Below are 26672 nucleotides of genomic sequence, written 5' to 3' on the forward strand. Positions count from 1 at the left end.
ATTTCCTCCTAACAAATCGACAAACTACTAACATTATAATGGTTTGTAAGGTTTATTAAACTCTATTAAGTATTTTAGCACTTCTTCTATATCTTTTACCATAAGAAATTCAATCATTTATTGACGAAACATGTTAGATCGTTTTAAAACATGACTTAAACTCTTTTTTATTTCAAAAAAACCCATATCACTTGTTGGTTTTCTAGCAATAATAATTAAATCAAAATTCGGCTTAATTTCATCTTCTAATTCAATTAATGCATGTCTTAAATATCGCTTCACTTCATTTCTTTTAACGGCATTCCCGATCTTTTTCCCAACGGATAAGCCAACACGAAAGTGAGCTTGGTCCTTTTTTTCATAAAAATATAGAACCAGTTGACGATTCGCAAATGAATGACCATGTGTGAGTATTTTTTGAAACTCTTCATTCTTTTTAATTCGATATTCTTTCTTCATAACCATTTCATCCATTCTTCTACGAGCTATATCAATAGGATTACACAACTTTATTGAATCTATAAAGTGAAAAAAGACCACTGATATGGTTTCAGTGGCCTAAGCAGAAAGTTTCTTTCTTCCTTTTTTACGACGACGAGCTAGAACATTACGTCCATTTTTCGTTTTCATTCTAGCACGGAATCCGTGAACTTTATTTCTTTTACGTTTATTTGGTTGGTATGTGCGTTTCATTATTAACACCTCCTGAAGATCTATACACGTTGTCTTTCATTCCTTCAAAAAACAGTCCAAATTAGTATATAAAATGTTACCTTTGTTGTCAAATCAGCAACGCATATTTCATTGTAATCCAAACTCCATTATAACACAAGACATATTTTTATCCACAACCCTCATGAACACTTACTTTTTGATTATTAATTATCCACACACCTTTTCGACAAATAACCCACAAATTCTACACTTGTGGACAATATTTTTATACAGCTTTGTTACAGGTGTGGATAAGTTTTTCAAACCATTGAATTAAAAGTCATTTTCTGCTATGATAATGTTGTTCAACAAGTGGATAAGTGGTTTTGCTTAATATGTTTTTCCACAGGTTGTGAATAGTTTGTGGATAGTTAATCACATCCTGTTTAACTTGTTATGCACATATTTGTGGATTTTGTCGATATTTGTACATATACCTTGATAGCTCTGCCTATCATTATCCACATGTGTGTTTTTTTATTTTGGCCTCTAAAGGGAGTTTAGAACTAAGGGAGTGAACTAGTTGGAGAATATATCTGAAATATGGACAAAGGCTTTGGCTGAGATAGAGAAAAAAGTCAGTAAACCTAGCTTTGATACTTGGTTGAAATCAACTGAGGCTAAATATATAGAAAATGATCAAATTATTATCGCAGCTCCAAATGAATTTGCGAGAGATTGGCTAGAAAACAGCTATTCTAAATTAATCTCTTCTACAATTTACGACATTACTGGAGCTGAATTACAACCTAAATTCATCATTCCAGAAACAGAAGATCTGGATGAACCTCTTAAACAACCGGTTAAAAAAATGAACCAATTAAAAAATGATCACCAATCTTCTAAAACGATGCTTAACTCGAAATATACGTTTGAAACATTCGTCATTGGTTCTGGAAACCGTTTTGCTCATGCTGCATCTCTAGCAGTAGCAGAAGCACCAGCAAAAGCCTACAATCCCCTATTCATCTATGGTGGAGTTGGCTTAGGTAAAACACACTTAATGCATGCAATTGGCCATTATGTTCTTGAGCATAATCCTTCTGCCAGTGTGGTCTATACAACTTCTGAAAAATTTACGAATGAGTTTATTAATTCAATTCGTGATAATAAAGCGATTGACTTCCGTAACAAATATCGTAATGTAGACGTGCTGTTAATAGATGATATTCAATTTTTAGCTGGTAAAGAACAAACTCAAGAAGAATTTTTCCATACGTTTAATACATTACATGAGGAAAACAAACAAATTGTCATATCCAGTGATCGACCACCAAAAGAAATTCCAACTTTAGAAGATCGACTGCGTTCTCGCTTTGAATGGGGCCTAATTACAGATATTACACCACCAGATTTAGAAACTCGTATTGCAATCCTTAGAAAAAAAGCAAAAGCCGATGGATTAGATATCCCTAATGAAGTCATGCTTTATATCGCTAATCAAATCGACACCAACATTCGTGAACTAGAAGGAGCCTTGATTAGAGTAGTCGCTTATTCTTCTTTAGTTAATGAAGATATTGATGCGGCTTTAGCAGCTAATGCCTTAAAAGATATTATTCCAAATAGTAAGCCTAAAGAAATTACGATAAAGGGAATTCAAGAAGTTATTGGTGAAAAGTACCATGTTCGTATAGAAGATTTCGCAGCCAAGAAACGTACTAAATCAATCGCTTTTCCAAGACAAATTGCGATGTATTTATCACGTGAGTTAACCGATTTCTCATTACCTAAGATCGGTGAGGAATTTGGAGGACGTGATCATACTACTGTGATTCACGCACATGAAAAAATTTCTAAAATGATGTCGAATGATTTACAACTTCAACGTGAAATTGATGAATTAATTGAAACCATCAAATCTCATTAAGTTGTGAACATGTAGATAAGTTGTACACATTTATAAACAGCTTATCCACATGTGAATAACTTGGCAAACGAAAGTTAAATAGAGTTATTCACAAATTCACAGGACCTATTACTATTATTACGATATTTTATAAAACATAAATAAATATATGACTACCGTTTTTAGGAGGGCATTATGAAAATATTAATAGAACGTGAACCGTTAATGAACAGTATTCAAAATGTCATGAAAGCTATTTCTTCAAAAACGACTATTCCCATTTTATCTGGAATTAAATTGGAGGCTAATGATCAAGGAGTCAAATTAACAGGAAGTAACTCAGATATTACGATCGAATCCATCATTCCAGTTGAAGAAGATGGAATTGTTAATATCCATGAAATGGTTCCAGGACAAATTGTTGTTCAAGCTAAGTTTTTACCAGAGATTATTCGTAAACTACCTGATCATCAAGTCGAAATCAATGTAGATAGTGATCTAAATCTACAAATCAAATCTGGACATGCTGAATTTAAATTGAACGGTCAAGATGCTGAAGAATATCCACAACTTCCAGTTTTACAAACGGATAATAGTTTTGACTTACAAATCGATTTATTAAAAATGCTAATCCGCCAAACGAACTTTGCCGTATCCGTTTCTGAAACAAGACCCATTTTAACCGGAGTGCATTTAAAACTAGAAAATGACTTATTAGAATTAGTCGCAACCGATTCACACCGACTAGCATCTAGAAAAATTACGATGAACGACTCTGAACAGTTAACCTTTAATAATGTGGTCATCCCAGGTAAAAGTTTAAGTGAATTAAACAAGATCCTAGATGAAACACAAGAAACCATTCAAGTAAGTGTGACTGATAATCAAATTTTATTTAGAACTAAGAACTTATACTTCTTATCTCGTTTATTAGATGGGAATTATCCAGAAACATCCCGCTTAATCCCAAATCAAAGCAAAACAGTCGTCAAAGTAGATTCAAAAGAATTAATTGAATCTATTGATCGTGCTAGTCTTTTAGCTAAAGATAATCGTAATAATATCGTTAAACTAGTTACAAAAGGTCAAAATACTTTACAGATTACAAGTCACTCACCAGAAGTTGGACAAGTAGAGGAAACATTAGAAACGGACTCTATCGAAGGTGAAGACTTAAAGATTTCGTTTAATGCAAAATATATGATTGATGCATTAAAAGCTATTGATTCAGATCAAGTATCGATTAACTTTACTGGTGCAATGCGTCCATTCGTGATTCGCCCTGAAGAAGATGATGAACAAATTTTACAATTAATCACTCCAGTAAGAACGTATTAAAATTAATAAACAACTAGCTCACCCAAATTGTTAATAAAAAAGAACTGAACGATCGATTTAGTCATCGTTCAGTTTTTCTTTTTGTGGATAAGTTCATGTGAAGTTACACGTATATGATTATCAGTTTTTCAATTGGTAAAACTAAAGGATGGTTCAGTCTTTCCCTGTCCTGTTCTTTGTCTACTGGTGCTTTTCTTAAAGATAATAATTTAGTAAAATAAACATATGACGGAAAGTTGGAAAAGAAGGTGACAAAATGCCTGAAATTATCGAAATAGATACCGATCACATCACACTTGGACAGTTCTTAAAATTAGCAAATATCATTGATTCTGGCGGTATGGCAAAAGTTTTTCTTAAAGAATTTGATGTGTATGTAAACGGAGAATTAGATGATCGACGTGGTCGAAAGCTTAAAGTTAATGACATTGTCGAAATTGAGAGTGTCGGCACTTTTCAAGTTGGACAAACAACATCTAATGATTAATACGTAGTAAAGTTGAAAATCCAGAGGAGTCACTTCATGTATATCGAAGAAATTACACTTACCCATTACCGAAATTACGATCAATTATCGGTTTCCTTCGACAAAAAAATTAATGTCATTATTGGAGAAAATGCCCAAGGGAAAACGAATCTAATGGAAGCGATCTATGTATTAGCTTTTACAAAATCTCATCGGACACCAAGAGACAAAGAATTAATTCAATGGGATGCAGAGTATGGTAAAATAGAAGGAAGGGTTTTTAAACGGAATCAGAGCTTCCCTCTAGAAGTGATTTTTTCAAACAAAGGAAAAAAAGCTAAATTCAATCATATCGAACAAAAACGACTGAGCGAATACATTGGAGCGATGAATGTCGTGATGTTCGCTCCAGAGGATCTTAATTTAGTTAAAGGGAGCCCTTCAGAACGGCGGAAGTTTTTCGATATGGAAATTGGGCAAACTCAGCCGATCTATATCTATCATTTAGGTCAATATCAACGAATATTAAAAGAGCGAAACGCCTTACTTAAAGAGTTACAACGTCAACCACAGGCTGACCCTACAATGTTAAGAGTTTATACAGATCAATTGATTGATCATGCATCCATCATTCTAGAAAGGCGTTTTTTATTTTTGCAAAAGCTCCGTAATTGGGCTCAACCTATTCACGAAGGAATTAGTAGAGGGTATGAACAGTTAAATATTGACTACGATGCTAGTGTTGATGTATCAGAAGATATGGATTCGGAAAAAATAAAAATAGTTTTAGAGGAATATTTTAACAAAATAGAATCGAAAGAAATCGAGAGAGGGACAACATTAGTTGGACCTCATCGAGACGATTTAATTTTTTATGTCAACGACAAAAATGTACAAACATTTGGATCACAGGGGCAGCAGCGTACAACAGCTTTATCCCTTAAACTAGCAGAAATTGAATTAATTTATGAAGAAGTAGGAGAATATCCTATTCTTCTATTGGATGATGTGTTAAGTGAGCTGGATGATTATAGACAATCTCATTTACTTAATACCATTCAAGGGAAAGTCCAGACGTTTGTGACAACGACAAGTGTAGATGGCATAGCCCATGATACCATTAGTCAAGCTGAAATATTTACAATTCATAATGGTTATTTAGTTGAGGAAAGGTGAGGATGAACGATGTTTATACATATTGGTGATGAGAACGTCATTCAATCTGAAGATGTGGTTTCTATAATTGATTATAATTTATTTCACTCCTCATCGATTATTGAAGAGATGATTTTTAAGCAGCGAGAAAAAGGTAATGTCTCGGATAGTTCTTACGAAGAAGCTAAGTCCATTGTCATTACCGTTAATCATATATATTTTAGTTCGTTATCAGTATCAACGTTAAATCGACGTGCTCAGCTAGCTTACAAGTTAGATAAGGTGGAAGATATTACAGATACGTATGAGCTTGAGGATTAGTCAGGATCGATACTAGTAATTCAATAAAAAATGAAGGTGAGAACATGGCGATGGAAGAAAATTTAAACGAACAAACCGATTATGGTGCAAGTCAGATACAAGTATTAGAAGGTTTAGAAGCCGTTCGTAAACGCCCGGGAATGTATATCGGTTCTACGAGTGGAAGAGGTCTTCACCATTTGGTTTGGGAGATTGTAGATAACAGTATTGATGAAGCATTAGCTGGTTACTGTGATCATATTCAAATCATCATTGAAAAAGATAATAGTATAACCGTAATAGATGATGGACGTGGAATTCCTGTTGATTTGCATAAGAAAGCTGGCAAACCAGCATTGGAAGTCATTATGACGGTGTTACACGCAGGCGGTAAGTTTGATAGCGGAACTTATAAAGTGTCTGGTGGATTGCACGGTGTTGGGGCTTCAGTTGTTAATGCATTATCAGAAAAATGCGAGGTGTACGTTCATCGTGACGGTAAGATTTATTACCAAAGTTACAGACGAGGAATTCCTGATGATGAGGTAAAAGTGATCGGAGAAACTGACCTTACAGGTACCAAAACAACGTTTAAACCAGATCCAGAAATTTTCACCGAAACACAAGAATTCGAATACGAACAACTATTACATCGTACAAGAGAACTCGCTTATTTAAATAAACAATTAAAAATTTCAATTGAGGATAAGCGTGAAGACAGTGAGCCAGAAAACTTCTATTACGAAGGCGGAATTGCTGAATACGTTGAACACCTCAATCGTAAGCGTGAGACATTACATGAACCGATTTATGGTGAAAGTGAATTAGATGATATTACAGTAGAATTTGCGATTCAGTATAACGACGGGTTTGCTAGTAATATTTATTCGTTTACAAACAACATTCACACTGCAGAAGGTGGAACTCATGAAAGTGGGTTTAAAACGGCTCTTACCCGTGTGATTAATGATTATGCTCGTAAAAATCACTTATATAAAGAAAATGACCCTAACCTAATTGGTGATGATGTGCGTGAGGGGTTAACGGCTATTATATCTGTTAAACATCCTGATCCCCAGTTTGAAGGGCAAACGAAAACTAAGCTAGGAAACAGTGAAGTTAGAACAATTACTGATCAAATTTTCTCTGAGAAATTTTCTACGTTCTTAATTGAAAACCCTAAAATTGCTAAGCAGATTGTAGAAAAAGGTCTGATGGCTTCACGAGCACGAATTGCAGCTAAAAAAGCCCGAGAAGTAACAAGGCGTAAAAGTGCTTTAGAAGTTTCTAGCTTACCAGGAAAGTTAGCCGACTGTGCCTCTAAAGATGCCGCTATTAGTGAAATGTACATCGTTGAGGGTGACTCTGCAGGAGGTTCTGCTAAACAGGGACGTGATCGTCATTTTCAAGCGATCCTTCCTTTAAGAGGTAAAATCATTAACGTAGAGAAAGCCCGTTTAGATAAAATTTTATCTAATAATGAAATTCGTGCGATGATTACGGCCTTAGGTACAGGAATCGGAGAAGACTTTGATATTGAGCAAGCTCGTTACCATAAAATTGTCATTATGACAGATGCGGATGTCGATGGAGCTCACATTCGTACGTTATTATTAACTTTCTTCTACCGTTATATGCGTCCATTAATTGAGCGCGGATATGTCTATATTGCACAGCCACCTTTATATCAAATAAAGCAAAGTAAAAATATTTATTATGCTTATAACGATAAAGAAATGGACAAAATCTTAGCTGAAATTCCAGCTACACCGAAGCCAAATATTCAGCGTTATAAAGGTTTAGGTGAGATGAACCCAGAGCAGTTATGGGAAACAACGATGAATCCGGAATCTAGAACATTATTACAAGTTAACTTAGAAGATGCGATGGATGCGGATGAAATCTTTGAAATGCTCATGGGAGATCAGGTTGAACCGCGACGTGACTTTATCGAACAGAATGCACAATACGTTCAGAATTTAGATATCTAAGTTAGGGTAAGAGCGCAAATGATGATTAATGTATGCTTTGCGCTCATTACCATTTAGGGAGGTAATGACGGTTGGATCAACAACGACCAAAAGTAGAAGAAATTAATATTAGCCAGGAAATGCGAACTTCGTTTTTAGATTATGCCATGAGTGTTATTGTTTCACGTGCTCTACCAGATGTTCGTGATGGTTTAAAACCTGTACACAGACGTATTTTATATGCTATGCATGATTTAGGGATGCATGCGGATAAAGCTTACAAGAAATCAGCACGTATTGTTGGTGAAGTAATCGGTAAGTATCACCCACACGGTGACTCTGCTGTATACGAAGCAATGGTACGTATGGCACAGGATTTTAACTTCCGTAATATGCTCGTAGATGGTCACGGAAACTTCGGTTCTGTCGATGGTGATTCAGCTGCGGCGATGCGTTATACAGAAGCTAGAATGTCGAAAATATCGATGGAACTGCTTCGTGATATTAATAAAAATACAATAGATTATAATGATAACTATGATGGCACTGAGAAAGAACCTGTTGTCCTACCGGCGAAATTCCCGAACCTTTTAGTAAATGGCGCTTCAGGGATTGCGGTTGGTATGGCTACTAATATTCCACCACATCAATTAGGGGAAGTGATTGATGCGGTATTAGCTGTCAGTGAAAATCCTGATATTAGCATAGAAGATTTAATGACCTATTATTTACATGGTCCGGATTTTCCAACTGGTGGAATGATCTTAGGAAGAAGTGGTATCCGCCAAGCTTATGAGACAGGTAAAGGATCACTTACGATTCGCTCTAAAGCGGACATTGTTGAAAAATCGAATGGTAAAACAACGATTATTGTAACTGAGATTCCTTTTCAAGTTAATAAAGCTAGGTTAATTGAGAAGATTGCAGAGTTAGTACGTGATAAGAAAATAGAAGGTATTACAGACTTACGTGACGAATCAGACCGTGAAGGGTTACGAATCGTCATTGAATTACGTCGTGATGCAAATGCCAATGTGGTTCTAAATAATTTATATAAACAAACATCACTACAAACATCATTTGGTATTAACATGCTAGCTCTTGTAAACGGAAGACCGCAAGTTCTAAATATTAAACAAACACTCGAATATTATTTAGAACACCAAAAAGAAATCATTACTCGACGTACTAAATATGACCTTGAAAAAGCTGAAGCTCGTGCTCATATTCTAGAAGGTTTAAGGATTGCCCTTGATCATTTAGATGAAGTCATTGAGTTAATTCGCCAATCTCAAACTACAGATGAAGCACGTGACGGCTTAATGTCTCGCTTCGGATTATCTGAAAAGCAAGCGCAAGCCATTTTAGATATGCGTTTGCAACGTTTAACTGGTTTAGAACGTGAAAAAATAGATAACGACTACAAAGAAGTTAAAGAATTAATTGCGGAGTTAAAAGCTATTTTAGCAGACGAACAAAAAGTTTTAGATATTATTAAAGAAGAGCTTCTCGAAATTAAAGAAAGGTATAATGATACACGCCGTACTGAAATAACAGTTGGTGGAACAGACTTCATTGAAGATGAAGACTTAATTCCAGAAGAAACGGTCATTATCAGCTTAACGCATCGAGGCTATATAAAACGTTTACCAGCGGCCACTTACCGTGCACAACGCCGTGGCGGTCGAGGTATTCAGGGGATGGGTACGAATGATGAAGACTTTGTCGAACATCTTCTTTCGACCTCTACCCACGATACACTATTATTCTTTACGAATAAGGGTAAAGTGTACCGAGCAAAAGGGTATGAAATCCCTGAGTTTAGCCGTACTGCCAAAGGGATTCCAATCGTTAACGTCTTACAAGTTGAAAAGGACGAGTGGGTCAATGCTGTGATTAGCGTCAAGGAGTTCGATGCGGATTGGTTCCTCTTCTTTACAACGAAAAATGGATTATCAAAACGCACATCGTTAGAGAATTTTGCTAATATAAGACGCGGTGGATTAAGAGCTATTAATTTACGTGAAGATGATGAATTAATTTCTGTTCGTTTAACCGATGGCGATAAAGATATGATGATTGCGACGAAGAATGGATTGCTCATTCGCTTCCATGAGAGTGATGTTCGCTCGATGGGACGTACAGCTTCAGGTGTTAAAGGAATCACTTTAAAAGAAGGTGACGAAGTTGTATCGATGGAAATCATCAATAAAAATGTTGACCTCTTAACGGTTACATCTAAAGGTTATGGTAAACGAACACCAGAAGATGAGTATCGTCTTCAAAATCGTGGTGGTAAAGGGATTATTACTTGTAAATTAAGTGATAAAAACGGCCATGTTGTAGCGGTTAAACCTGTAACAGGTGAGGAAGACCTCATCCTTATGACGGCCAGTGGAGTTCTGATTAGAATGTCTTCAGACTCGATTTCAAAAACAGGACGTAACACTCAAGGTGTTAAACTGATTCGTTTAGGAGAACAAGAAGAAGTTGCAACCGTGGCGCGTGTTGAAAAAGAAGAGCCTGAAGAAGATGAAGAGATCCAAGAATCCGAAGAGAACATAGAAACTGAATCAGCCAATGAAGATGAAACAACTGAAGAGTAAAACAGTTATTTAGCATCAAGAAAACTCGTCTTTAAGGCGAGTTTTCTTTATATAACTTTAGTTTGGGGAGAGGGGAATAACATGAAAGTTCTTCCACAGGATTTAGTTCCAGGTTGTCTACTAATTAAAGATGTGATGGGGAAAACCGTTTATCCAATTATACCTAAAAATACAGTTATTGAACCCATTCATATTAAAGTACTAAATGATTTTCAGGTCCCTTATGTTGAAGTAGCTTCTCGCTTAGTAAGTGGAGATTCTTATGATGCTAAAGAAGTGGACCCTAATGAAGTAGAGAACGAAGAAACGATGGTTAAAGATCGCTCTCAGTCAAGTCACGCATTTTTTGATTATTATGTTCATGCTGTAAAAGAAACGAAGTTAATGTTTGAAAACTGGGAAAAGCACCCTCAATTAGATATAAATAACATACGTCAACTTATTTCACCATTAGTTGCAAAAGGTGAAGAATCGATCAAAAGTATTCTTGAATTACACCATTATAATGAAAAACAAAATTATTATTATCACCACATGGTCGCAATAGCAGTCATCTCAGCTTTTATTGCTAATAAACTTAAATATGAAAAATCAGAACGTATGCAAATAGCCTTAGCAGCTTTTCTAAGTGATGCTGGTATGGTGAAAGAAGGGTCCCATGTTTATAAAAAAGATGATGTGTTGTCAGAGGCTGAATATGAGAGAATTCAAAATCATCCTATTTTATCTTATAGAATGATTGAACATGAACCCTATTTAAGTAAAAATATAAAATTGGCTGTGTTGCAGCATCATGAACGCTTGGATGGTAGTGGATATCCATTAGGAATCCATAATGATAAATTACATCCATACGCTAAGATTATAGCTGTTAGCGATATGTTCCATGCTATGACTTCTGAAAGAAACTACCGTAAGAAACAGTCTCCTTTTAAAGTGATTGAGGAGATGATGAAGGATCAACTTGGAAAGTTAGATATGAAAGTGGTAGAAGCACTAGTTCAATCTATTGTTTATTTTTCAAACGGAACTAAAGTAAGGTTAACGAATAACGATATTGGTGAAATCGTGTTTATTGATGATAAACATCCTACTCGACCAATGGTAAAAAAAGAATCAAGCGAAGAAATCATTCATTTACTTCATAATCAAAACTTATATATTGAGGAAATTTTAAATTCTTAGAAAGGCTATTAACCAAGGATTCCTTTGGTTAATAGCCTTTTTATTACTGTTGAAAACACTGGTTGTAACAACAAATTTTAGTAGATTTAGTAGGAATCCTGACTCATTTATGGCATTTTAATTAATTTGTCTAAATTACCAATGAGAACGTCCTATAAATCATGTATAATGATTACGTAAAAGAAATTTAATGGGGGAAGACACACATGAAAAAAAGTTATCACACACTAAAATTATGGACAATCATAGCTATTTTTGCATTTTGCTCTTTATATATAGCTCCTCTAGCTTCACAGGCAAGTTCGTTTGACGTTGAAGCGGAATCAGCTATTTTAGTTGATTTTGAAACCGGTGAAGTGCTATTTGCTAAAGAAGCAGATATTTCATTACCACCTGCTAGTATGACGAAAATGATGACGGAATACTTAGTATTAGAAGCCATTAATAATGGTGATATTACTTGGGAGACAACAACTGAAATTAGTGATTATGCTTATAGTATTTCAGCTAATAATAATTTCTCAGGTGTAGGACTTCGTCAAAATGTTGATTATACTGTAAAAGATTTATATGACGCCATGGTAATTTATTCTGATAATGCAACAACCATTGCTTTAGCTGAGTTAATCGCAGGTTCTGAAGGCGAATTTGTAAAAATGATGAACGCCAAAGCAGAGGAATTAGGCTTAAGAGATTATGAGTTTGTGAACTCAACAGGTCTTAATAATGGATCATTAGGGGATAACTATCCTGAAGGAACAGATCCTGAAGGTGAAAATCTAATGTCAGCACGTGATACAGCTAAATTAGCTTATCATTTAATTAAAGATTACTCTGAAGTATTAGATGTTTCTAGTATTCCGAATAAAAAATTTGAAGGACATTCCATGGATAACTGGAACTGGATGTTACCAGAACATGACAGTCAAAATTTTAAACAGTTTTCATATGAAGGTCTTGATGGCCTTAAAACAGGACATACAGATTTAGCTGGTTATACATTTACAGGAACAGCTGAACGAGATGGACAACGCCTGATTTCTGTTGTTATGAGAACCAATAGTATTGAGAAACGTTTTACAGAGACAGCTAAATTATTAGATTATGGATTTAATAATTTTCAAAGTGCTACCTTAATTGAAGCAGGGCATCAAATTGAAGATGAATCAACTTTACCTGTTGCAAAAGGTAAAGAAAAAGCAGTACAAGTAGAAGCAGGAGAAGATCTTCAACAAATCATTAAAGATGGAGAAGAAGAAAATTATTCAGTTGTGTACGAATTTGATGAAGACGTGCTCAATGAGGACGGTACAATCGAAGCGCCATTTGAAGCTGGTACTGAGGTTGGAAAAGTCGTTTTAACATATGACGGAGAAGAAGATTTTGGTCATTTAATTGATGGAGAAGAAGTATCTGTCCCGCTTGTTACATCGGATGGGGTTGAAAAGTCTAACTGGTTTGTATTAATGTTACAAGCAGTAGGAGATTTTTTCGTTGACCTATTTGAAAGCATTAAAGGGTTATTTAATTAAAGAAAATTCTAGGGGGTTTCTTAATGAGTAATATCGGTACTGATCGTGTTAAAAGAGGCATGGCGGAAATGCAAAAAGGCGGCGTTATTATGGACGTTGTCAATGCAGAACAAGCTAAAATTGCAGAAGAAGCAGGGGCAGTAGCGGTCATGGCGTTAGAACGTGTGCCAGCAGATATCCGTGCTGCTGGTGGAGTAGCTCGTATGGCTGATCCAACCATTGTTGAAGAAGTCATGAATGCGGTTTCTATTCCTGTTATGGCAAAAGCCCGTATCGGTCATATTGTAGAAGCGAGAGTATTAGAAGCGATGGGTGTAGATTACATTGATGAAAGTGAAGTTTTAACACCAGCAGATGATTTATACCACATCAATAAACGTGATTACACGGTTCCATTTGTATGTGGATGCCGAAATTTAGGCGAAGCTGTTCGTCGAATTGGTGAAGGTGCATCTATGTTACGGACGAAAGGTGAACCAGGAACAGGCAATATCGTGGAAGCCGTTCGTCATATGCGTGAAGTTCAAAAACAAATCAAAGAAGTATCGAATATGGCAGAAGATGAACTAATGGTCTATGCGAAAGAAAACGGTGCTTCTTATGAAGTGTTATTAGATATTCGTGAGAGTGGACGTCTCCCTGTTGTAAACTTTGCAGCAGGTGGAATTGCGACACCTGCAGACGCAGCTTTAATGATGCAATTAGGTGCAGACGGAGTATTCGTAGGTTCAGGAATCTTTAAATCTGATCAACCTGAGAAATTTGCGAAATCGATTGTAGAAGCGACTACCCATTATGATGATTACGAATTAATTGGAAAATTATCTAAAGGGTTAGGTACCGCTATGCCAGGTATTGAAATGTCGACATTAACAGATACTGATCGTATGCAAGATCGCAGTGAATAGAAAGGGTTATACTCATGCTTAAAATTGGAGTATTAGGCTTACAAGGCGCTTTCAGAGAGCATAAGCAGTCAATAGAAGCTTGTGGCCATGAAGCGTTAATCATCAAAAAGAAAGAACAATTACAAGAAGTTGACGGCCTGATTTTACCTGGTGGAGAAAGTACGACGATGAGACGTTTGATTGAACGTTATGATTTTTTTGAAGCCTTACAACAATTTGGTCAATCAGGCAAACCGATTTTTGGAACCTGTGCAGGTCTTATACTTTTAGCAACCAATATACAAGGTCAAGATGATGCACATCTAAAATTAATGGATATGGTGGTCGCCCGCAATGCCTTTGGGAGACAACGAGAAAGCTTTGAGACTAAGCTTAATATTAAAGGTGTAACAGACGATTTTGAAGCGGTTTTTATTAGAGCACCCTATATCGCAGAAGTGAAAGAAGATACAGAAGTATTAGCGACTTATGATGGAAAAATTGTCGCTGCCCAACAAAAGCATTATTTAGCAGCGGCATTTCATCCAGAGTTAACCGACGACCATCATTTAGTCCAATATTTTATTGAAATGGTAAAAAAATATAAGTTAAAACTTGCAGCCCATTAAAAAAACGGTTATATTATAATACAAATAGTGAAATGCATCGATGGGAACTAGTAATAAATAAGCTTTTTTCAGAGAGCTGGTGGCCGCTGTGAACCAGTATAAGCTGTTTATGAATCCATCCCTGAGCAGGTTAGCTGAAAGATTTCGAGTAGGCTAATCCCGGTCAAGCACCGTTAAAGCTTCCGAGTTGGAAGAAGTGTCAGCTTCTTCAACAAGGGTGGTAACGCGGGTATATAACTCGTCCCTTTCATCAGGGACGAGTTTTTTTAATGGATTAATCATAAAGGAGGATCAACATGCTTGATTTAAAGTACTTAAGGCAAAATTTTGATGAAGTAAAAGAAAAGCTAACACATCGTGGCGAAGATTTAACTGATCTGGATCATTTTCAAGAATGGGATCAAAAAAGACGACAATACATTCAAGAGACAGAAGAATTAAAAGCTCGTCGAAATGAAGTATCTAAAGAAATCTCGCAACTGAAAAAAGAGAAAAAAGATGCGGATCACCTCATAAAAGAAATGCGTGAGGTTGGAGATCGAATTAAAGAAATTGACCATCAATTAAAAGAAGTTGAGGAAAAGCTAAACGAACTATTGCTATCAATTCCAAACATCCCTCATGAGTCTACTCCAGTTGGTGAAACGGAAGACGATAATGTTGAAATACGTAAATGGGGGGATGTTCGTGAGTTTGATTTTGAAGAAAAACCTCACTGGGATGTCGCAACAGACTTAGACATCGTTGATTTTGAACGAGCATCTAAAGTCACTGGAAGTCGTTTCGCATTTTACAAAGGTATAGGTGCAAGATTAGAACGCGCACTGATAAACTTTATGATGGATTATCAAGTTGATGAACATGGTTATCAAGAAATGATGCCTCCACAAATCGTAAATAGTGAAAGCTTAAAAGGGACGGGTCAATTCCCTAAATTTACAGAAGATGTGTTTAAACTAGAAGATTGGGATTATTATTTAATTCCAACAGCTGAGGTGCCTGTGACCAACTTCCATCGCGATGAAATTTTATCAGTGGATGATTTACCGAAAAAATTCGCTGCTTATAGTGCCAATTTCCGTTCTGAAGCAGGGTCTGCAGGTCGTGATACAAGAGGGTTAATTCGTCAACATCAGTTTAATAAGGTCGAACTAGTTCATGTCGTTAAGCCAGAAGATTCATATGATACCTTAGAAGAATTAACAGGACATGCTGAGAAAATTCTTCAACTTCTAAAACTACCTTATCGTGTTATGAGCATGTGTACTGGTGACTTAGGATTTACAGCAGCTAAAAAGTACGATATTGAAGTTTGGATGCCAAGTAATGATACTTACCGTGAAATTTCTTCTTGTTCAAATTTTGAAGCGTTCCAAGCAAGACGTGCAGGTATTCGCTTCCGTCGTGAAGCTAAGGGAAAGCCTGAATTTGTTCATACGTTAAATGGATCTGGACTTGCAGTTGGTCGTACAGTAGCGGCTATTCTTGAAAATTATCAGGAAGCGGATGGGTCTGTCACGATCCCTGAAGTTTTACGTCCTTACATGGGTAATAAAGAGAGAATTGAGTCAAAGAAATAACGAAGCTATATTTTATTGTGCTGTCCCAAAAGTCTTTGGGACAGTTTTTTTATTAATTTATAGAAGGTTACAGTCCATTTATTTAGGATTATGAAGTTAAAAAGACAGAAAATAAAAAAATTAGCTTAACATGTTGCGAACTGTCGATTCGTGTGATATATTTATTTTTGTCAGCTCAAACGGAGGAGTACCCAAGTCCGGCTGAAGGGAGCGGTCTTGAAAACCGCCAGGGGCTTCACGGCCCGCGGGGGTTCGAATCCCTCCTCCTCCGCCATACATATCATAAACATGACAATGGTTACGTAAAAGTAGCCATTTTTTTATGCCCTTTTTTGGATAATATAACAAAAATATCAAATAATAAGCTAAAAAGTGCACAGGGAGCACGAGAAGTTATGAAATCTCAAAAAAGTTGGCGTATATGGGTTATGTCTGATAACAGACAGATCCGACATTATTCATTATCGAAAATAATGGTTTGTAGTTTATCTATAATACTGATCATATTCGTTTTAAGTGTTGGAATGATGATTTATTTCATCAATCTTCTATCTGATAGAAATCAAGCTTTGAGGATTTCTTTGAGCGATACGCAACAACAACTAGAACAATATGATGAAGATCGGCATGTAATTGAAAATCAATTGGCCGAATTACGTTTATTAGAGAGTGAATTTCTAGATTTAATCGCGACGTTGAATCCAGAACGAATAGCTCAATACTCAGATGGGCCACAAGGTGGAGTCGATACAGAGTCTGCTAAGTCTGGGATTGTTAAATCTTCAACTCTAGATCCTATTTCGGGACGAGACTTATCAGAAATAAAAGGTGAGATTCCTCAACTCGTAGCTAGTTATAAAACAGCTGTTAAACAAATATCTAATGTAAAAGAGGATTTAAAACAAACACCAGTTGATTGGCCTGCTGATACTGATGTTGTGACATCAGAATTTGGTTATCGTTCGGACCCTTTTACAAGTACTGAATCGTTTCACAGTGGCATTGATTTAGCTGGACCCTTAGGAACAGAAATTTATGCGACGGGCGACGGTGTGGTCGAAATAGCAGGACATGAAGGATCATACGGTCAATCGATTCTTATCAATCATCGTGACTCCTACCAAACGCGTTATAGTCATTTGTCTAGAATATTAGTAAGTCGTGGAGATAAGGTTAAGCAGGGGCAATTAATTGGGTTAATGGGGTCGACAGGAAGAAGCACAGGCGTTCATCTCCATTATGAGATTATTAAAGATGGGGAACGTGTGGATCCATACCCATTTATGACATTTATTCAACGAGCATTACATGAATAGACAAACAAAAAGGCCTGTTCAACTTTATGAACAGGCCTTTTTACTACGCTTTAATATAATTTCGAGATGTTTGAATGAAATGGCCAATGCGTTCTAATATTGGCTCAATGGATTGCTCAGGATTAAATAGATCATAATCATTAATATTGATTCGCATGACAGGGCACGTATTGAAATTATTAACCCAATCTTCGTAGCGGTCATACATTTCGCGCCAATATTCTATAGGCGTATCCTGCTCCATTTTCCTACCACGACTTTTAAGGCGATCAACCACATCATCAAAAGAACCTTCTAGATAGATTAATAAATCCGGATGAGGGAAATATGGTGTCATCACCATAGCATCAAATAGGCTCTTATAAGTATTATAATCTGTCTCCGTCATCGTACCTTTTTCTCGGTGCATTTTAGCAAATATGCCGGTATCTTCGTATATCGAACGATCTTGAACAAATCCCCCACCGTATTCAAAGATTCTTTTTTGCTCTTTAAAACGTTCTGCTAAGAAATATACTTGTAGGTGGAAACTCCAACGTTCAAAGTCTTTATAAAATTTATCTAAATAAGGATTGCCATCAACCTTTTCAAAAGATGTACGAAAGCCAAGTGCATCGGCTAAGGCGTTCGTCATCGTTGATTTTCCAACCCCAACCGTTCCGGCGATGGTAATGACGGCATCGCTTGGTATACCGTATTGGTCATAAATAGTCATGTTACTACTTCTCCTTTATGAATATGCTTTTCAACAACTGATAAAATATGATCCAAATCTTCCTGATGTTTGATAAAATCCAGGTTGTCTCCATTTAAACGAATCACTGGAATATCGGGATTATTAGCTTCAAATTCATTCATAAACTGATCATAATCCTTTGATAATTGCTTTAAGTATTCAGGTTGAATATTTTTCTCAACCTCTCTACCGCGCTTTCGAATCCGCTCTAATAAGGTATCCAAGCTCGCGTGTAAGTAAATCATGACATTCGGTTTTGGCATGTCATTCGTTAAGATATGAAAAATTTGTTCATATTTATAGAATTGATCAGCGTTTAATGTACGCTTGGCGAAGATCATATTTTTGTATATATGATAATCAGACACAACGGGTTTGTCTTGTTTTAAATAGTGTTTTTCTATATCTTCAAGTTGTTTATATCGATTGCATAAGAAAAACATCTCCGTCTGAAAACTCCATTCCTCAATATTGTCATAAAATTTACCTAAAAAAGGGTTTTCTTCAACAATTTCTTTGAGTAGATGGAAGTAAAAGTGCTGTGCAATTTTATTGGATAAAGAGGTTTTCCCGACGCCAATAGGGCCCTCTACAGCAATAAAAGGTACATGGTATTCCCCCATATAGACTCCTCCAATGACATATCTTTTCTATTATTCCATGATAACAAATTTCGACTCTGAATTGGATGATTTTCCATACATTTTAAAATTCCATAAATATCTAGCATTAACCTATACACTTTTTATCATCTGACATATTTTATAGTGAACAAAGAAAAGAGAGGTGAAATTAAATGTTTGAGGATGACTTCACAAAAGATCTTGATTGTAAAAATAATAAGTGTGTCTGTAAAACAGTAGCTAAAATTGCAGCAGCACAAGATGAGGTAGCAGATCGCGATCGTGGTTGTGACACAGGTTGTAAACAATCGGTTAAAGATTTATTATCTCCAACCGCACAACCTAACGGTGACAATGACACAGTTCCATTTATCTTATACTGTAAAGGAGATTGCGGTCCATTCATAGGGCAAAGCGTTGTAACAAACCAAGTTGGTATGGATACTGTCTTTAACTGTTTAGAAACTCCAATCTTCCGTGTAAGTAAGGTGAAAAAGGACTGCTGTGCAGAATTAGAATTACTACTACCTGTTACTGAAGGAGGTAGTACACCTGGACCAGGCGGTGACGATGTTTGTGACTTTTTCCCTGGAAACAGTATAAGAAACTTCCAACGAACTGGTGTTTGTATTACTGTAGATTTATGTGAATTTTTGGCCATTGCATGCTTAGACCCAGTAAGATCTCTACCAGTATCAGAATGGAACTGTGGCGGCGGTGGCGGTGGAGCAGCATCTAGAAACCACGATTAATTCTAAAACTGATGCCGATTTTTATCGGTATCAGTTTTTTTTATGTTTGACAAAATACCTATAGGGGTATAGGATGTATATGTAACGTCATAAATGACAATATTAATTTTGCGTTGTATCATAGTAAATAAGTGAGAGGAGGTAATCATGATGGAATACGATGCAAAGGTTAAGAATAGAGTAAAACGATTGGAAGGTCAATTACGAGGTGTCCTTCGCATGATGGAAGAAGGAGCAGATTGTAAAGATGTGATTACCCAATTATCTGCAAGCCGTACAGCGATTGATCGTACAATTGGAGTTGTTGTAAGTAACAACCTCATCGAATGTGTTCAAGAAGCGAATGAAAATGGTGAGGAAACAGAAGATAAAGTTAAAGAAGCGGTTAACCTGCTTGTTAAAAGCCGTTAACAAAAAAATAATTTTAAACTGTTGACGGATTAATTTTTATAAGTTAATATACCCCATAGGGTATTAAAAATACTAAAATATTTCTTAGGAGGAATTTTTCATGGATATTAACAAAACTTTAGATGCAAAAGGTCTAGCATGCCCAATGCCAATTGTAAAAACTAAAAAAGCAATCGGTGACATCGAAAGCGGTCAGATCTTAGAAGTAGTTGCTACAGACGCAGGTGCTAAGAGTGACTTAACAGCATGGTGCAAGTCTTCAGGTCATGAGCTAGTTGACATGAACGAGGATGACGGCGTATTTACGTTCTATATTAAAAAAGGTTAATTTTTTTAGTTTATTAAATACCTATACGGGTATAAGTAATTGTGAGGTAGTCATTAAAAGGCTACCTCCCTCAAAAAACAATCGGGAGGAGATTTAACATGGCTGAAAACAAAAAGACAAATATCATCTTATTCAGCGGTGAGTACGATAAAGCTATGGCAGCTTATATTATTGCAAACGGTGCTGCTGCATACGATCATGACGTAACGATTTTTCACACATTCTGGGGGTTAAACGCGTTACGTAAAGATGAAAAACTACAACCAAAGAAATCATTTATGGAAAAAATGTTTGGTAAAATGATGCCTCGTGGGGCAGACAACATGCCATTATCTAAAATGCAGTTCTTAGGTATGGGACCTAAGATGATTAAAGGTGTTATGAAAAAGCACAATGCGATGCCGTTACCAGACTTAATCGACATGGCAAAAGAGCAAGACATTACATTACTTGCTTGTACGATGACAATGGATTTATTAGGTCTTAAAAAAGAAGAACTTTTAGATGATATCGAATATGGTGGTGTAGCTGCTTATATCGCTGAAGGTGAAGACGGCGCCATCAACCTATTTATTTAATCAAGGAGGTACTCAACATGAAAACTATTGATTCGAAAACAGTACAAGAAAAGCTAGCAAATGGTGAAGAGTTAAACTTAATTGATGTTCGTGAAGTAGAGGAAGTTCAAGAAGGTAAGATTCCTGGTGCCGTTAATATTCCACTAGGTTTAATTGAGTTCCGTGAAAACGAATTAGATCAAAACAAAGAATATATTATGGTATGCCGTTCTGGCGGACGTAGTGGCCAAGCGACACAGTTTTTACAAACTAAGGGCTATGACGTTACGAACATGGAAGGCGGAATGCTTAGCTGGGAAGGACCAGTTGAAAAATAATTATGGAGGGATCGTCTATGACTAATATTAATGCTGATCATGTGTTAGATGCGAAAGGTCTTGCATGCCCAATGCCAATCGTTAAAACACGTAAAGAGATTGACAATGTAGAACCAGGAAAGGTTTTACTAATCGAAGCGACTGACCAAGGTTCTAAAGCTGACTTAAAGGCTTGGGCGGAGCGTAGTGGTCATCAGTATTTAGGCACTGTTGAAGAAGGTGACGTCTTAAAGCATTATGTACGCAAAGCTTCTGAAGGTGAGTCTGGAGAAGAAACTTCTTATGACCAGAAGGTAAATAACGATGACTTAAAGCAAAAATTAGATTCAGGTGACGTGACAGTTTTAGATGTACGTGAATCTGCGGAGTATGCGTTTGGTCATATTCCAAATGCGATTTCAATTCCATTTGGTGAATTAGAAGACCGTGCTAGTGAACTAAAACAAGATGATGAAATTTATGTTGTATGTCGTACTGGAAACCGTAGTGACATGGCAGCGCAACTATTAAGAGAAAAAGGTTTTAATAAAGTTTACAATGTTGTCCCTGGTATGAGTGAATGGGATGGCGATGTTGAAAGTAAGTAAGGATTAAGGAAATTTTATTATGATTAAGTGAGGACTTGGTCCACTTCCAAGTTCTTTTATTACCACAAAATTAATACCGTAGGGGGTATAAAAAGATGTCAGTTAAAACAATGAATGTACAAGAAATTGCAAAACGTGTTGTGAACAAAGAAGATTTATTCGTATTAGATGTTCGTAATGAAGATGCTTTCGAAGATTGGAAAATGGAAGGAGACAACTTTGAGTATCTAAACGTACCTTACTTCGATTTAATCGAAGGAATTGAACCAATTCAAGATAAAGTACCAACAGATCGTGATGTAGCAGTTGTTTGTGCAAAAGGTGGTTCTTCTGAATTCGTCGCAGAGCAATTGGTTGAAGCTGGTTTTGACAATGTTTACTCAGTTGAAGGCGGTATGAAAGCGTGGAGTGAACACTTAGAGCCCATTAAAATCGCTGACTTAAAAGAAGGCGGTGAACTATACCAGTTCGTACGTCTAGGTAAGGGTTGCCTATCTTACATGGTCATCTCTGATGGTGAAGCGGCAACAATTGACGCTGTACGTATGGCAGATGTGTTCATCAACTTTGCTGAAGAAAAAGGTGCGAAGATCACACATGCATTCGATACGCACTTACACGCAGACCACATCTCTGGTGGACGTGAAATTGCGGAAAAAACAGGTGCAACGTATTGGTTACCACCAAAAGATGCAACTGAAGTACAGTTTGACTACAAACCATTAGAAGATGGCGAAGATGTACAAATCGGTTCTTCTAAAATCAGTGTCCAAGCTCTATATTCACCAGGACACACGATTGGTTCGACGTCATTCATCGTAGACGATCAATATCTAATGTCTGGCGATATTCTATTTGTTGATTCAATTGGACGCCCAGACTTAGCAGGTCTTGCAGAAGACTGGGTTGGCGATTTACGCGAGACTTTATACAAACGTTATAAAGACTTATCGGATGAATTAGTTGTGTTACCAGCACATTATATGACAAATGATGAAATAAACGAGGATGGTTCAGTTGGTAAAAAACTTGGTGAACTGTATCAAGAAAACCACGGACTAAATGTGGAAGATGAGCAGGAATTCCGGCGCATGGTTACAGAAAACTTACCTCCACAGCCGAATGCGTACCAAGAGATCCGCGAAACGAACATGGGTAAAATTTCACCAGAAACTGAAAAGAAACGTGAGATGGAAATTGGCCCTAACCGTTGTGCGGTAAAGTAATTCATTTAAGAGGGATGAGGTATTAAACCTCATTTCCCTCATTATTTTTTGAACTTTGGAAGTTTATGGAATGAGATACCAGAGGGGGTGTCCTTATGGAATATAGTTTATTGTTCTTATTAGTATTATTTCTAATTGGATTCTTTGGATCATTTATTTCGGGAATGGTCGGAATAGGCGGATCAATTGTTAAGTATCCTATGTTGCTATATATACCGCCATTATTAGGGTTTGCAGCCTTTACATCACATGAAGTATCAGGCATAAGTGCAGTTCAAGTGTTTTTTGCCACAATTGGTGGTGTATGGGCTTACCGTAAAGGTGGTTATTTAAATAAATCACTTATCCTATATATGGGTATTAGTATTTTAATCGGTAGCTTTATTGGTGGTTTTGGTTCAAAGTTTCTATCTGAAGGATCTGTGAACTTTGTCTATGCGATTTTAGCCACTATAGCTGTTGTGATGATGTTTATGCCAAAGAAAGGCTTAGATGATGTTGCGCTAGATCAAGTGACGTTCAATAAAACATTAGCATCCAGTTTAGCATTCATAGTCGGAATTGGAGCAGGCATTGTTGGTGCAGCAGGAGCCTTTGTGTTAGTACCGATTATGCTTATTGTCCTTAAGATTCCTACTCGAATGACAATTGCTTCATCTCTAGCTATAACATTTATATCATCTATTGGCTCTACTGCGGGTAAAATTATGACAGGACAAGTGTTACTAGTCCCTGCCATCATCATGATTGTGGCAAGCTTAATTGCTTCACCATTAGGTGCCCAGGCAGGTAAGAAAATAAATACAAAATATCTACATCTGATCCTCGCTGTATTAATTTTAGCATCAGCGGTTAAGATCTGGTTAGATTTCTTATAGCAGCATGATGAGCTCACCTCTAGATTAGGTGAGTTTTTTATTTTTAGTTTTTAATGTACAGGTTTAGGTTAAATTAAATAGTAAAAGAGGTGGGTCACGATGGAGAAGACCATTGATTCAAAATACATACAACAGCATTTAGCTAATGAACGTACGTATTTGGCATGGATACGTACAGCGTTGGCGATGGTGGGGATTGGCTTCTTAATTGTTAATATTCATTTTTCATTAAATGACACCTCTCAAGCCGCGGACCAATTTGCTCAAATCATCGGTATTTTTTCAGTTGTTTTAGGATTAATCATTATTGTTTTTGCGACATATAGTTACTTAATTAAAAAGAGACAAATTAACGAGCAAACCTTCCAGCCATCTAATAGGATCGTTTGGTTAGTATCACTTTTCACGATCGCCATTAGCGTATTATTTTTCTTATATTTTGTTGTTTATTAAAAGAAATGTAGCGTAAAATGCGTTGATGTGTCTGTCAAAAGCGTGAAAGTGTACGTGAACCGGGCGTAAGTGTACGTGAAATGAGCGAAGATGTACGTGAACCGGGCGCAAATGTACATGAAATGGGGCAAAGTGTACATGAAATGGGGCAAAGTGTACGTGAACTGGGCGAAAGTGTACGTGAAATGAGTGCAAGTGTACGTGGAAACAGTCATGGCCGTCAACCTAGATTCCACAATAATGACTTAACTTAAAATGAAAGCCGAACGCTGAGTTGTAAAAACTCAACATTCGACTGTTAAATTAGCTATGCATTTTAGTTAAATCAGTTGAGTCCATATCGTAAATCTCTGGGTCATATAAATGACAAGCGACATGGCGTCCATTTTCGACTTCCGTAAGAGTTGGCTTCTTTTGGGCACATATGTCTTGTGCTAATGGACAACGTGTTCTGAACACACAACCAGAAGGTGGATTAATTGGACTGGGTAGTTCCCCTTCTAACACAACTCGTGAACGATTTTCTTCTAGATCTGGATCTGGAATTGGCACTGCTGATAGTAAAGCATTAGTGTAAGGATGAAGCGGCTCATCGTACAATGTTTTACTGTCGGTCAATTCAACGATATGTCCTAAATACATAACGGCAATGCGGTCTGAAATATGTCTGACCATTGATAGATCGTGCGCAATAAATAGGTACGTAAGCCCTTTTTCTTCTTGTAACCGTTCTAATAAATTTATAATTTGTGCTTGAACGGATACATCTAAAGCGGAGATCGGCTCATCACAGATTATAAATTTGGGTTCTAATGCTAAAGCTCTAGCGATTCCAATACGCTGACGTTGCCCGCCACTAAATTCGTGTGGATATCTGTTGGCGTGATCACGGTTTAGGCCTACTTCTTCTAGTAGTTCGTAAACTTTCTCTAAGCGTACATGTTTGTCCTTATATAGACCGTGTACTTCCATAGGTTCCGAAATTATTTCCTTAACGGTTGACCTGGGGTTTAAAGAAGCATAAGGGTCTTGGAAAATCATCTGCATTTGTCGGAATAACTTAAAGCGTTCCTCTTCAGGTATATCATGGACATTAGTCCCATCATATTGAACGTTCCCATCTGTATGATTATAAAGTGTTAATATCGTTCTTCCTAGAGTAGATTTACCACATCCTGATTCACCAACCACTCCAAATGTTTCCCCTTCTTTAATGGTGAACGTGACATCATCAACTGCTTTTAATGTTTGGTTTCGACCTACATTAAAGTATTTTTTTAAATTTTCAACTTGTAGTATGTTATTCGTCATGAAGATTCCCCCTGAAAGTACCGTCTAGCCTCACATAAAGTTTTTTCATATTTAGATCCTTTAAGTGTACGGATCTCAATTCCTGGACTCGATATGGATGAATGTATCATCTTTCCATCGCCATAATAAATCCCAACATGATTGACTTTTCCTTTACCATCTTGATCAGCAAAAAATAGCAAGTCACCAATTTCTAACTGATTAAAAGGAACTTGTGTCCCTTTAACGGCTTGGTCCGATGCATCACGTGGTATTTGGTAGCCGTTCATTTTGTGCATGTTGTAACTAAAACCTGAACAGTCGTAGCCAAAGGCACTCATGCCACCCCAAAAGTAGGGAAGCTCTAAAAATTGTTCTGCACATTTAACAATCGCTTTGCCATCACCAGTTGGGACATCTTTCATCGTTGGATAGACGGTTATGTCCTTACTCTTAAGCCAACCTTCACCCTCTGGCGTTTGGACTTTCATCCAAGCGTCTTGCTGTTCAATGACGGGTAGGTAAGTGGCATAACTTAACTCCATAAGCGGTAATTTGCTTGAATCATAAAGAATAGATTGTTTAGCAGTTACTAATGCGATGGATGATTTATCCCATTCTTGTTGATTTACTAATTTTAGTTGTTTAAGAGGAACCCAACCTGGATAACCGCGATCATCCTTTTTAGATGGCTGATGAATAGCAATGATCTTCGCCCATTGTCCATCTGTTTGGTCAACGATGACTTCTTCTCCAAATAAAAGTTGTGATTGGACGCGATTTTCATAACATAGGTCTGACCGCTGTTTAGAAGTAAGTGTGTCATACCAGTTTTGTAAAAGGACAGGTTGAGATAAACCATCTGCATCAATTTCTCTTGGTGACTCAGGGTTTGTCCAGATGGTTGCAACAGCAACATTACAAACCCAGGTGTTTGGTTGTTGACTCATAGAACATAATCCTTTC

General features: G+C 36.8%; 29 protein-coding genes, 1 tRNA gene and 1 other annotated feature. Of the genes, 24 read left to right on the forward strand and 6 right to left on the reverse strand.

Annotation, left to right across the window (positions count from 1 at the left end; translation table 11 throughout):
• Nucleotides 1-117: 117 nt before the first annotated feature.
• Both rnpA and rpmH read right to left on the reverse strand, forming a co-directional pair.
• On the reverse strand, nucleotides 118-459 hold the full coding sequence (gene rnpA / locus BMY57_RS04870; RefSeq protein WP_091772976.1) for a ribonuclease P protein component: 342 nt from the start codon (nucleotides 457-459) through the stop codon (nucleotides 118-120).
• A gap of 99 nt (nucleotides 460-558) precedes the next feature.
• The gene (gene rpmH / locus BMY57_RS04875) at nucleotides 559-693 is read right to left on the reverse strand and encodes a 50S ribosomal protein L34 (RefSeq protein ID WP_091772906.1); all 135 of its coding nucleotides are present in this window, start codon (nucleotides 691-693) and stop codon (nucleotides 559-561) included.
• Between the two features lie 544 nt (nucleotides 694-1237).
• Between rpmH and dnaA the strand changes: the two genes are divergently transcribed.
• From dnaA to BMY57_RS04945, 14 genes are all read left to right on the forward strand, one after another.
• The gene (dnaA, locus tag BMY57_RS04880) at nucleotides 1238-2584 is read left to right on the forward strand and encodes a chromosomal replication initiator protein DnaA (RefSeq protein WP_091772907.1); all 1347 of its coding nucleotides are present in this window, start codon (nucleotides 1238-1240) and stop codon (nucleotides 2582-2584) included.
• A gap of 174 nt (nucleotides 2585-2758) precedes the next feature.
• On the forward strand, nucleotides 2759-3901 hold the full coding sequence (gene dnaN / locus BMY57_RS04885; RefSeq protein ID WP_091772908.1) for a DNA polymerase III subunit beta: 1143 nt from the start codon (nucleotides 2759-2761) through the stop codon (nucleotides 3899-3901).
• Between the two features lie 256 nt (nucleotides 3902-4157).
• On the forward strand, nucleotides 4158-4388 hold the full coding sequence (gene yaaA, locus BMY57_RS04890; RefSeq protein ID WP_091772909.1) for a S4 domain-containing protein YaaA: 231 nt from the start codon (nucleotides 4158-4160) through the stop codon (nucleotides 4386-4388).
• A 36-nt stretch (nucleotides 4389-4424) separates the two neighbouring features.
• On the forward strand, nucleotides 4425-5543 hold the full coding sequence (recF, locus tag BMY57_RS04895; protein WP_091772910.1) for a DNA replication/repair protein RecF: 1119 nt from the start codon (nucleotides 4425-4427) through the stop codon (nucleotides 5541-5543).
• A gap of 9 nt (nucleotides 5544-5552) precedes the next feature.
• A complete protein-coding gene (gene remB / locus BMY57_RS04900; protein ID WP_091772911.1) occupies nucleotides 5553-5843 on the forward strand; it encodes an extracellular matrix regulator RemB in 291 nt (96 codons plus the stop codon).
• 50 nt (nucleotides 5844-5893) lie between these two features.
• Nucleotides 5894-7813: a DNA topoisomerase (ATP-hydrolyzing) subunit B gene (gyrB, locus tag BMY57_RS04905; protein ID WP_091772977.1), complete on the forward strand. Its 1920-nt coding sequence runs from the start codon at nucleotides 5894-5896 to the stop codon at nucleotides 7811-7813.
• Between the two features lie 119 nt (nucleotides 7814-7932).
• The gene (gyrA, locus tag BMY57_RS04910) at nucleotides 7933-10398 is read left to right on the forward strand and encodes a DNA gyrase subunit A (protein ID WP_439895782.1); all 2466 of its coding nucleotides are present in this window, start codon (nucleotides 7933-7935) and stop codon (nucleotides 10396-10398) included.
• Nucleotides 10399-10479: 81 nt separating this feature from the next.
• On the forward strand, nucleotides 10480-11583 hold the full coding sequence (locus BMY57_RS04915) for an HD-GYP domain-containing protein (protein ID WP_091772913.1): 1104 nt from the start codon (nucleotides 10480-10482) through the stop codon (nucleotides 11581-11583).
• Between the two features lie 206 nt (nucleotides 11584-11789).
• On the forward strand, nucleotides 11790-13115 hold the full coding sequence (locus BMY57_RS04920) for a D-alanyl-D-alanine carboxypeptidase family protein (RefSeq protein WP_091772914.1): 1326 nt from the start codon (nucleotides 11790-11792) through the stop codon (nucleotides 13113-13115).
• 23 nt (nucleotides 13116-13138) lie between these two features.
• Complete coding sequence (gene pdxS, locus BMY57_RS04925; protein WP_091772915.1) at nucleotides 13139-14023, forward strand: pyridoxal 5'-phosphate synthase lyase subunit PdxS; 885 nt, start codon at nucleotides 13139-13141, stop codon at nucleotides 14021-14023.
• A 14-nt stretch (nucleotides 14024-14037) separates the two neighbouring features.
• Nucleotides 14038-14631, forward strand: a complete 594-nt coding sequence (gene pdxT, locus BMY57_RS04930; RefSeq protein WP_091772916.1) for a pyridoxal 5'-phosphate synthase glutaminase subunit PdxT — start codon at nucleotides 14038-14040, stop codon at nucleotides 14629-14631.
• A 28-nt stretch (nucleotides 14632-14659) separates the two neighbouring features.
• Nucleotides 14660-14880 (forward strand) — a binding site (T-box leader).
• 47 nt (nucleotides 14881-14927) lie between these two features.
• Complete coding sequence (gene serS / locus BMY57_RS04935) at nucleotides 14928-16211, forward strand: serine--tRNA ligase (protein WP_091772917.1); 1284 nt, start codon at nucleotides 14928-14930, stop codon at nucleotides 16209-16211.
• A gap of 181 nt (nucleotides 16212-16392) precedes the next feature.
• Nucleotides 16393-16485, forward strand: a tRNA-Ser gene (locus BMY57_RS04940).
• A gap of 307 nt (nucleotides 16486-16792) precedes the next feature.
• A complete protein-coding gene (locus BMY57_RS04945; protein WP_175615095.1) occupies nucleotides 16793-17527 on the forward strand; it encodes a M23 family metallopeptidase in 735 nt (244 codons plus the stop codon).
• 43 nt (nucleotides 17528-17570) lie between these two features.
• On the opposite strand, the gene BMY57_RS04950 is transcribed toward BMY57_RS04945, so the two are convergent.
• Nucleotides 17571-18242: a deoxynucleoside kinase gene (locus tag BMY57_RS04950; protein ID WP_091772919.1), complete on the reverse strand. Its 672-nt coding sequence runs from the start codon at nucleotides 18240-18242 to the stop codon at nucleotides 17571-17573.
• Complete coding sequence (locus BMY57_RS04955; RefSeq protein ID WP_091772920.1) at nucleotides 18239-18886, reverse strand: deoxynucleoside kinase; 648 nt, start codon at nucleotides 18884-18886, stop codon at nucleotides 18239-18241. The genes BMY57_RS04950 and BMY57_RS04955 overlap by 4 nt, the downstream gene beginning before the upstream one ends.
• 173 nt (nucleotides 18887-19059) lie before the next feature.
• Here BMY57_RS04955 and BMY57_RS04960 point away from each other — a divergent pair, with 173 nt between their 5' ends.
• From BMY57_RS04960 to BMY57_RS16030, 10 genes are all read left to right on the forward strand, one after another.
• Nucleotides 19060-19638 carry a CotY/CotZ family spore coat protein gene (locus tag BMY57_RS04960; RefSeq protein ID WP_091772921.1) on the forward strand — a complete coding sequence of 193 codons (579 nt, stop codon included), beginning with the start codon at nucleotides 19060-19062 and terminating at the stop codon, nucleotides 19636-19638.
• Between the two features lie 150 nt (nucleotides 19639-19788).
• Nucleotides 19789-20049 (forward strand): metal-sensitive transcriptional regulator, encoded by a 261-nt coding sequence (locus BMY57_RS04965; RefSeq protein WP_091772922.1) that lies wholly within the window; start codon nucleotides 19789-19791, stop codon nucleotides 20047-20049.
• Between the two features lie 100 nt (nucleotides 20050-20149).
• Nucleotides 20150-20377 carry a sulfurtransferase TusA family protein gene (locus BMY57_RS04970; protein WP_091772923.1) on the forward strand — a complete coding sequence of 76 codons (228 nt, stop codon included), beginning with the start codon at nucleotides 20150-20152 and terminating at the stop codon, nucleotides 20375-20377.
• 98 nt (nucleotides 20378-20475) lie between these two features.
• Nucleotides 20476-20955, forward strand: a complete 480-nt coding sequence (locus tag BMY57_RS04975) for a DsrE/DsrF/DrsH-like family protein (RefSeq protein ID WP_091772924.1) — start codon at nucleotides 20476-20478, stop codon at nucleotides 20953-20955.
• A gap of 17 nt (nucleotides 20956-20972) precedes the next feature.
• Entirely contained in the window at nucleotides 20973-21272 is a 300-nt protein-coding gene (locus tag BMY57_RS04980) for a rhodanese-like domain-containing protein (RefSeq protein WP_091772925.1), read from the forward strand.
• A 17-nt stretch (nucleotides 21273-21289) separates the two neighbouring features.
• Nucleotides 21290-21859, forward strand: coding sequence for a sulfurtransferase TusA family protein (locus BMY57_RS04985; RefSeq protein ID WP_091772926.1), 570 nt, complete (start codon nucleotides 21290-21292; stop codon nucleotides 21857-21859).
• Between the two features lie 95 nt (nucleotides 21860-21954).
• On the forward strand, nucleotides 21955-23085 hold the full coding sequence (locus tag BMY57_RS04990) for an MBL fold metallo-hydrolase (RefSeq protein WP_091772927.1): 1131 nt from the start codon (nucleotides 21955-21957) through the stop codon (nucleotides 23083-23085).
• A 95-nt stretch (nucleotides 23086-23180) separates the two neighbouring features.
• Entirely contained in the window at nucleotides 23181-23963 is a 783-nt protein-coding gene (locus tag BMY57_RS04995; RefSeq protein WP_091772928.1) for a sulfite exporter TauE/SafE family protein, read from the forward strand.
• 99 nt (nucleotides 23964-24062) lie between these two features.
• On the forward strand, nucleotides 24063-24416 hold the full coding sequence (locus BMY57_RS05000) for a YidH family protein (protein ID WP_091772929.1): 354 nt from the start codon (nucleotides 24063-24065) through the stop codon (nucleotides 24414-24416).
• 80 nt (nucleotides 24417-24496) lie between these two features.
• Nucleotides 24497-24670 (forward strand): hypothetical protein, encoded by a 174-nt coding sequence (locus BMY57_RS16030; RefSeq protein ID WP_177176330.1) that lies wholly within the window; start codon nucleotides 24497-24499, stop codon nucleotides 24668-24670.
• Between the two features lie 49 nt (nucleotides 24671-24719).
• Here the strand turns inward: BMY57_RS16030 and BMY57_RS05005 are convergent, their stop codons facing one another.
• Nucleotides 24720-25727, reverse strand: coding sequence for an ABC transporter ATP-binding protein (locus BMY57_RS05005; protein ID WP_091772930.1), 1008 nt, complete (start codon nucleotides 25725-25727; stop codon nucleotides 24720-24722).
• The gene (locus BMY57_RS05010) at nucleotides 25724-26656 is read right to left on the reverse strand and encodes a C40 family peptidase (protein WP_091772931.1); all 933 of its coding nucleotides are present in this window, start codon (nucleotides 26654-26656) and stop codon (nucleotides 25724-25726) included. Before BMY57_RS05010 ends, BMY57_RS05005 begins: the two co-directional genes overlap by 4 nt.
• Between the last annotated feature and the right edge of the window lie 16 nt (nucleotides 26657-26672).

Source organism: Piscibacillus halophilus (assembly GCF_900110685.1).
Taxonomy (GTDB): domain Bacteria; phylum Bacillota; class Bacilli; order Bacillales; family Alkalibacillaceae; genus Piscibacillus; species Piscibacillus halophilus.

Coding starts and splice junctions, on each gene's coding strand:
- rnpA (WP_091772976.1), bottom strand. CDS start 459: ATGAAGAAAGAATATCGAATTAAAAAGAATGAAGAGTTTCAAAAAATA.
- rpmH (WP_091772906.1), bottom strand. CDS start 693: ATGAAACGCACATACCAACCAAATAAACGTAAAAGAAATAAAGTTCAC.
- dnaN (WP_091772908.1), top strand. CDS start 2,759: ATGAAAATATTAATAGAACGTGAACCGTTAATGAACAGTATTCAAAAT.
- yaaA (WP_091772909.1), top strand. CDS start 4,158: ATGCCTGAAATTATCGAAATAGATACCGATCACATCACACTTGGACAG.
- recF (WP_091772910.1), top strand. CDS start 4,425: ATGTATATCGAAGAAATTACACTTACCCATTACCGAAATTACGATCAA.
- remB (WP_091772911.1), top strand. CDS start 5,553: ATGTTTATACATATTGGTGATGAGAACGTCATTCAATCTGAAGATGTG.
- gyrB (WP_091772977.1), top strand. CDS start 5,894: ATGGAAGAAAATTTAAACGAACAAACCGATTATGGTGCAAGTCAGATA.
- gyrA (WP_439895782.1), top strand. CDS start 7,933: ATGCGAACTTCGTTTTTAGATTATGCCATGAGTGTTATTGTTTCACGT.
- BMY57_RS04915 (WP_091772913.1), top strand. CDS start 10,480: ATGAAAGTTCTTCCACAGGATTTAGTTCCAGGTTGTCTACTAATTAAA.
- BMY57_RS04920 (WP_091772914.1), top strand. CDS start 11,790: ATGAAAAAAAGTTATCACACACTAAAATTATGGACAATCATAGCTATT.
- pdxS (WP_091772915.1), top strand. CDS start 13,139: ATGAGTAATATCGGTACTGATCGTGTTAAAAGAGGCATGGCGGAAATG.
- pdxT (WP_091772916.1), top strand. CDS start 14,038: ATGCTTAAAATTGGAGTATTAGGCTTACAAGGCGCTTTCAGAGAGCAT.
- serS (WP_091772917.1), top strand. CDS start 14,928: ATGCTTGATTTAAAGTACTTAAGGCAAAATTTTGATGAAGTAAAAGAA.
- BMY57_RS04950 (WP_091772919.1), bottom strand. CDS start 18,242: ATGACTATTTATGACCAATACGGTATACCAAGCGATGCCGTCATTACC.
- BMY57_RS04955 (WP_091772920.1), bottom strand. CDS start 18,886: ATGGGGGAATACCATGTACCTTTTATTGCTGTAGAGGGCCCTATTGGC.
- BMY57_RS04960 (WP_091772921.1), top strand. CDS start 19,060: ATGTTTGAGGATGACTTCACAAAAGATCTTGATTGTAAAAATAATAAG.
- BMY57_RS04965 (WP_091772922.1), top strand. CDS start 19,789: ATGGAATACGATGCAAAGGTTAAGAATAGAGTAAAACGATTGGAAGGT.
- BMY57_RS04970 (WP_091772923.1), top strand. CDS start 20,150: ATGGATATTAACAAAACTTTAGATGCAAAAGGTCTAGCATGCCCAATG.
- BMY57_RS04975 (WP_091772924.1), top strand. CDS start 20,476: ATGGCTGAAAACAAAAAGACAAATATCATCTTATTCAGCGGTGAGTAC.
- BMY57_RS04980 (WP_091772925.1), top strand. CDS start 20,973: ATGAAAACTATTGATTCGAAAACAGTACAAGAAAAGCTAGCAAATGGT.
- BMY57_RS04985 (WP_091772926.1), top strand. CDS start 21,290: ATGACTAATATTAATGCTGATCATGTGTTAGATGCGAAAGGTCTTGCA.
- BMY57_RS04990 (WP_091772927.1), top strand. CDS start 21,955: ATGTCAGTTAAAACAATGAATGTACAAGAAATTGCAAAACGTGTTGTG.
- BMY57_RS04995 (WP_091772928.1), top strand. CDS start 23,181: ATGGAATATAGTTTATTGTTCTTATTAGTATTATTTCTAATTGGATTC.
- BMY57_RS05000 (WP_091772929.1), top strand. CDS start 24,063: ATGGAGAAGACCATTGATTCAAAATACATACAACAGCATTTAGCTAAT.
- BMY57_RS16030 (WP_177176330.1), top strand. CDS start 24,497: ATGAGCGAAGATGTACGTGAACCGGGCGCAAATGTACATGAAATGGGG.
- BMY57_RS05005 (WP_091772930.1), bottom strand. CDS start 25,727: ATGACGAATAACATACTACAAGTTGAAAATTTAAAAAAATACTTTAAT.
- BMY57_RS05010 (WP_091772931.1), bottom strand. CDS start 26,656: ATGAGTCAACAACCAAACACCTGGGTTTGTAATGTTGCTGTTGCAACC.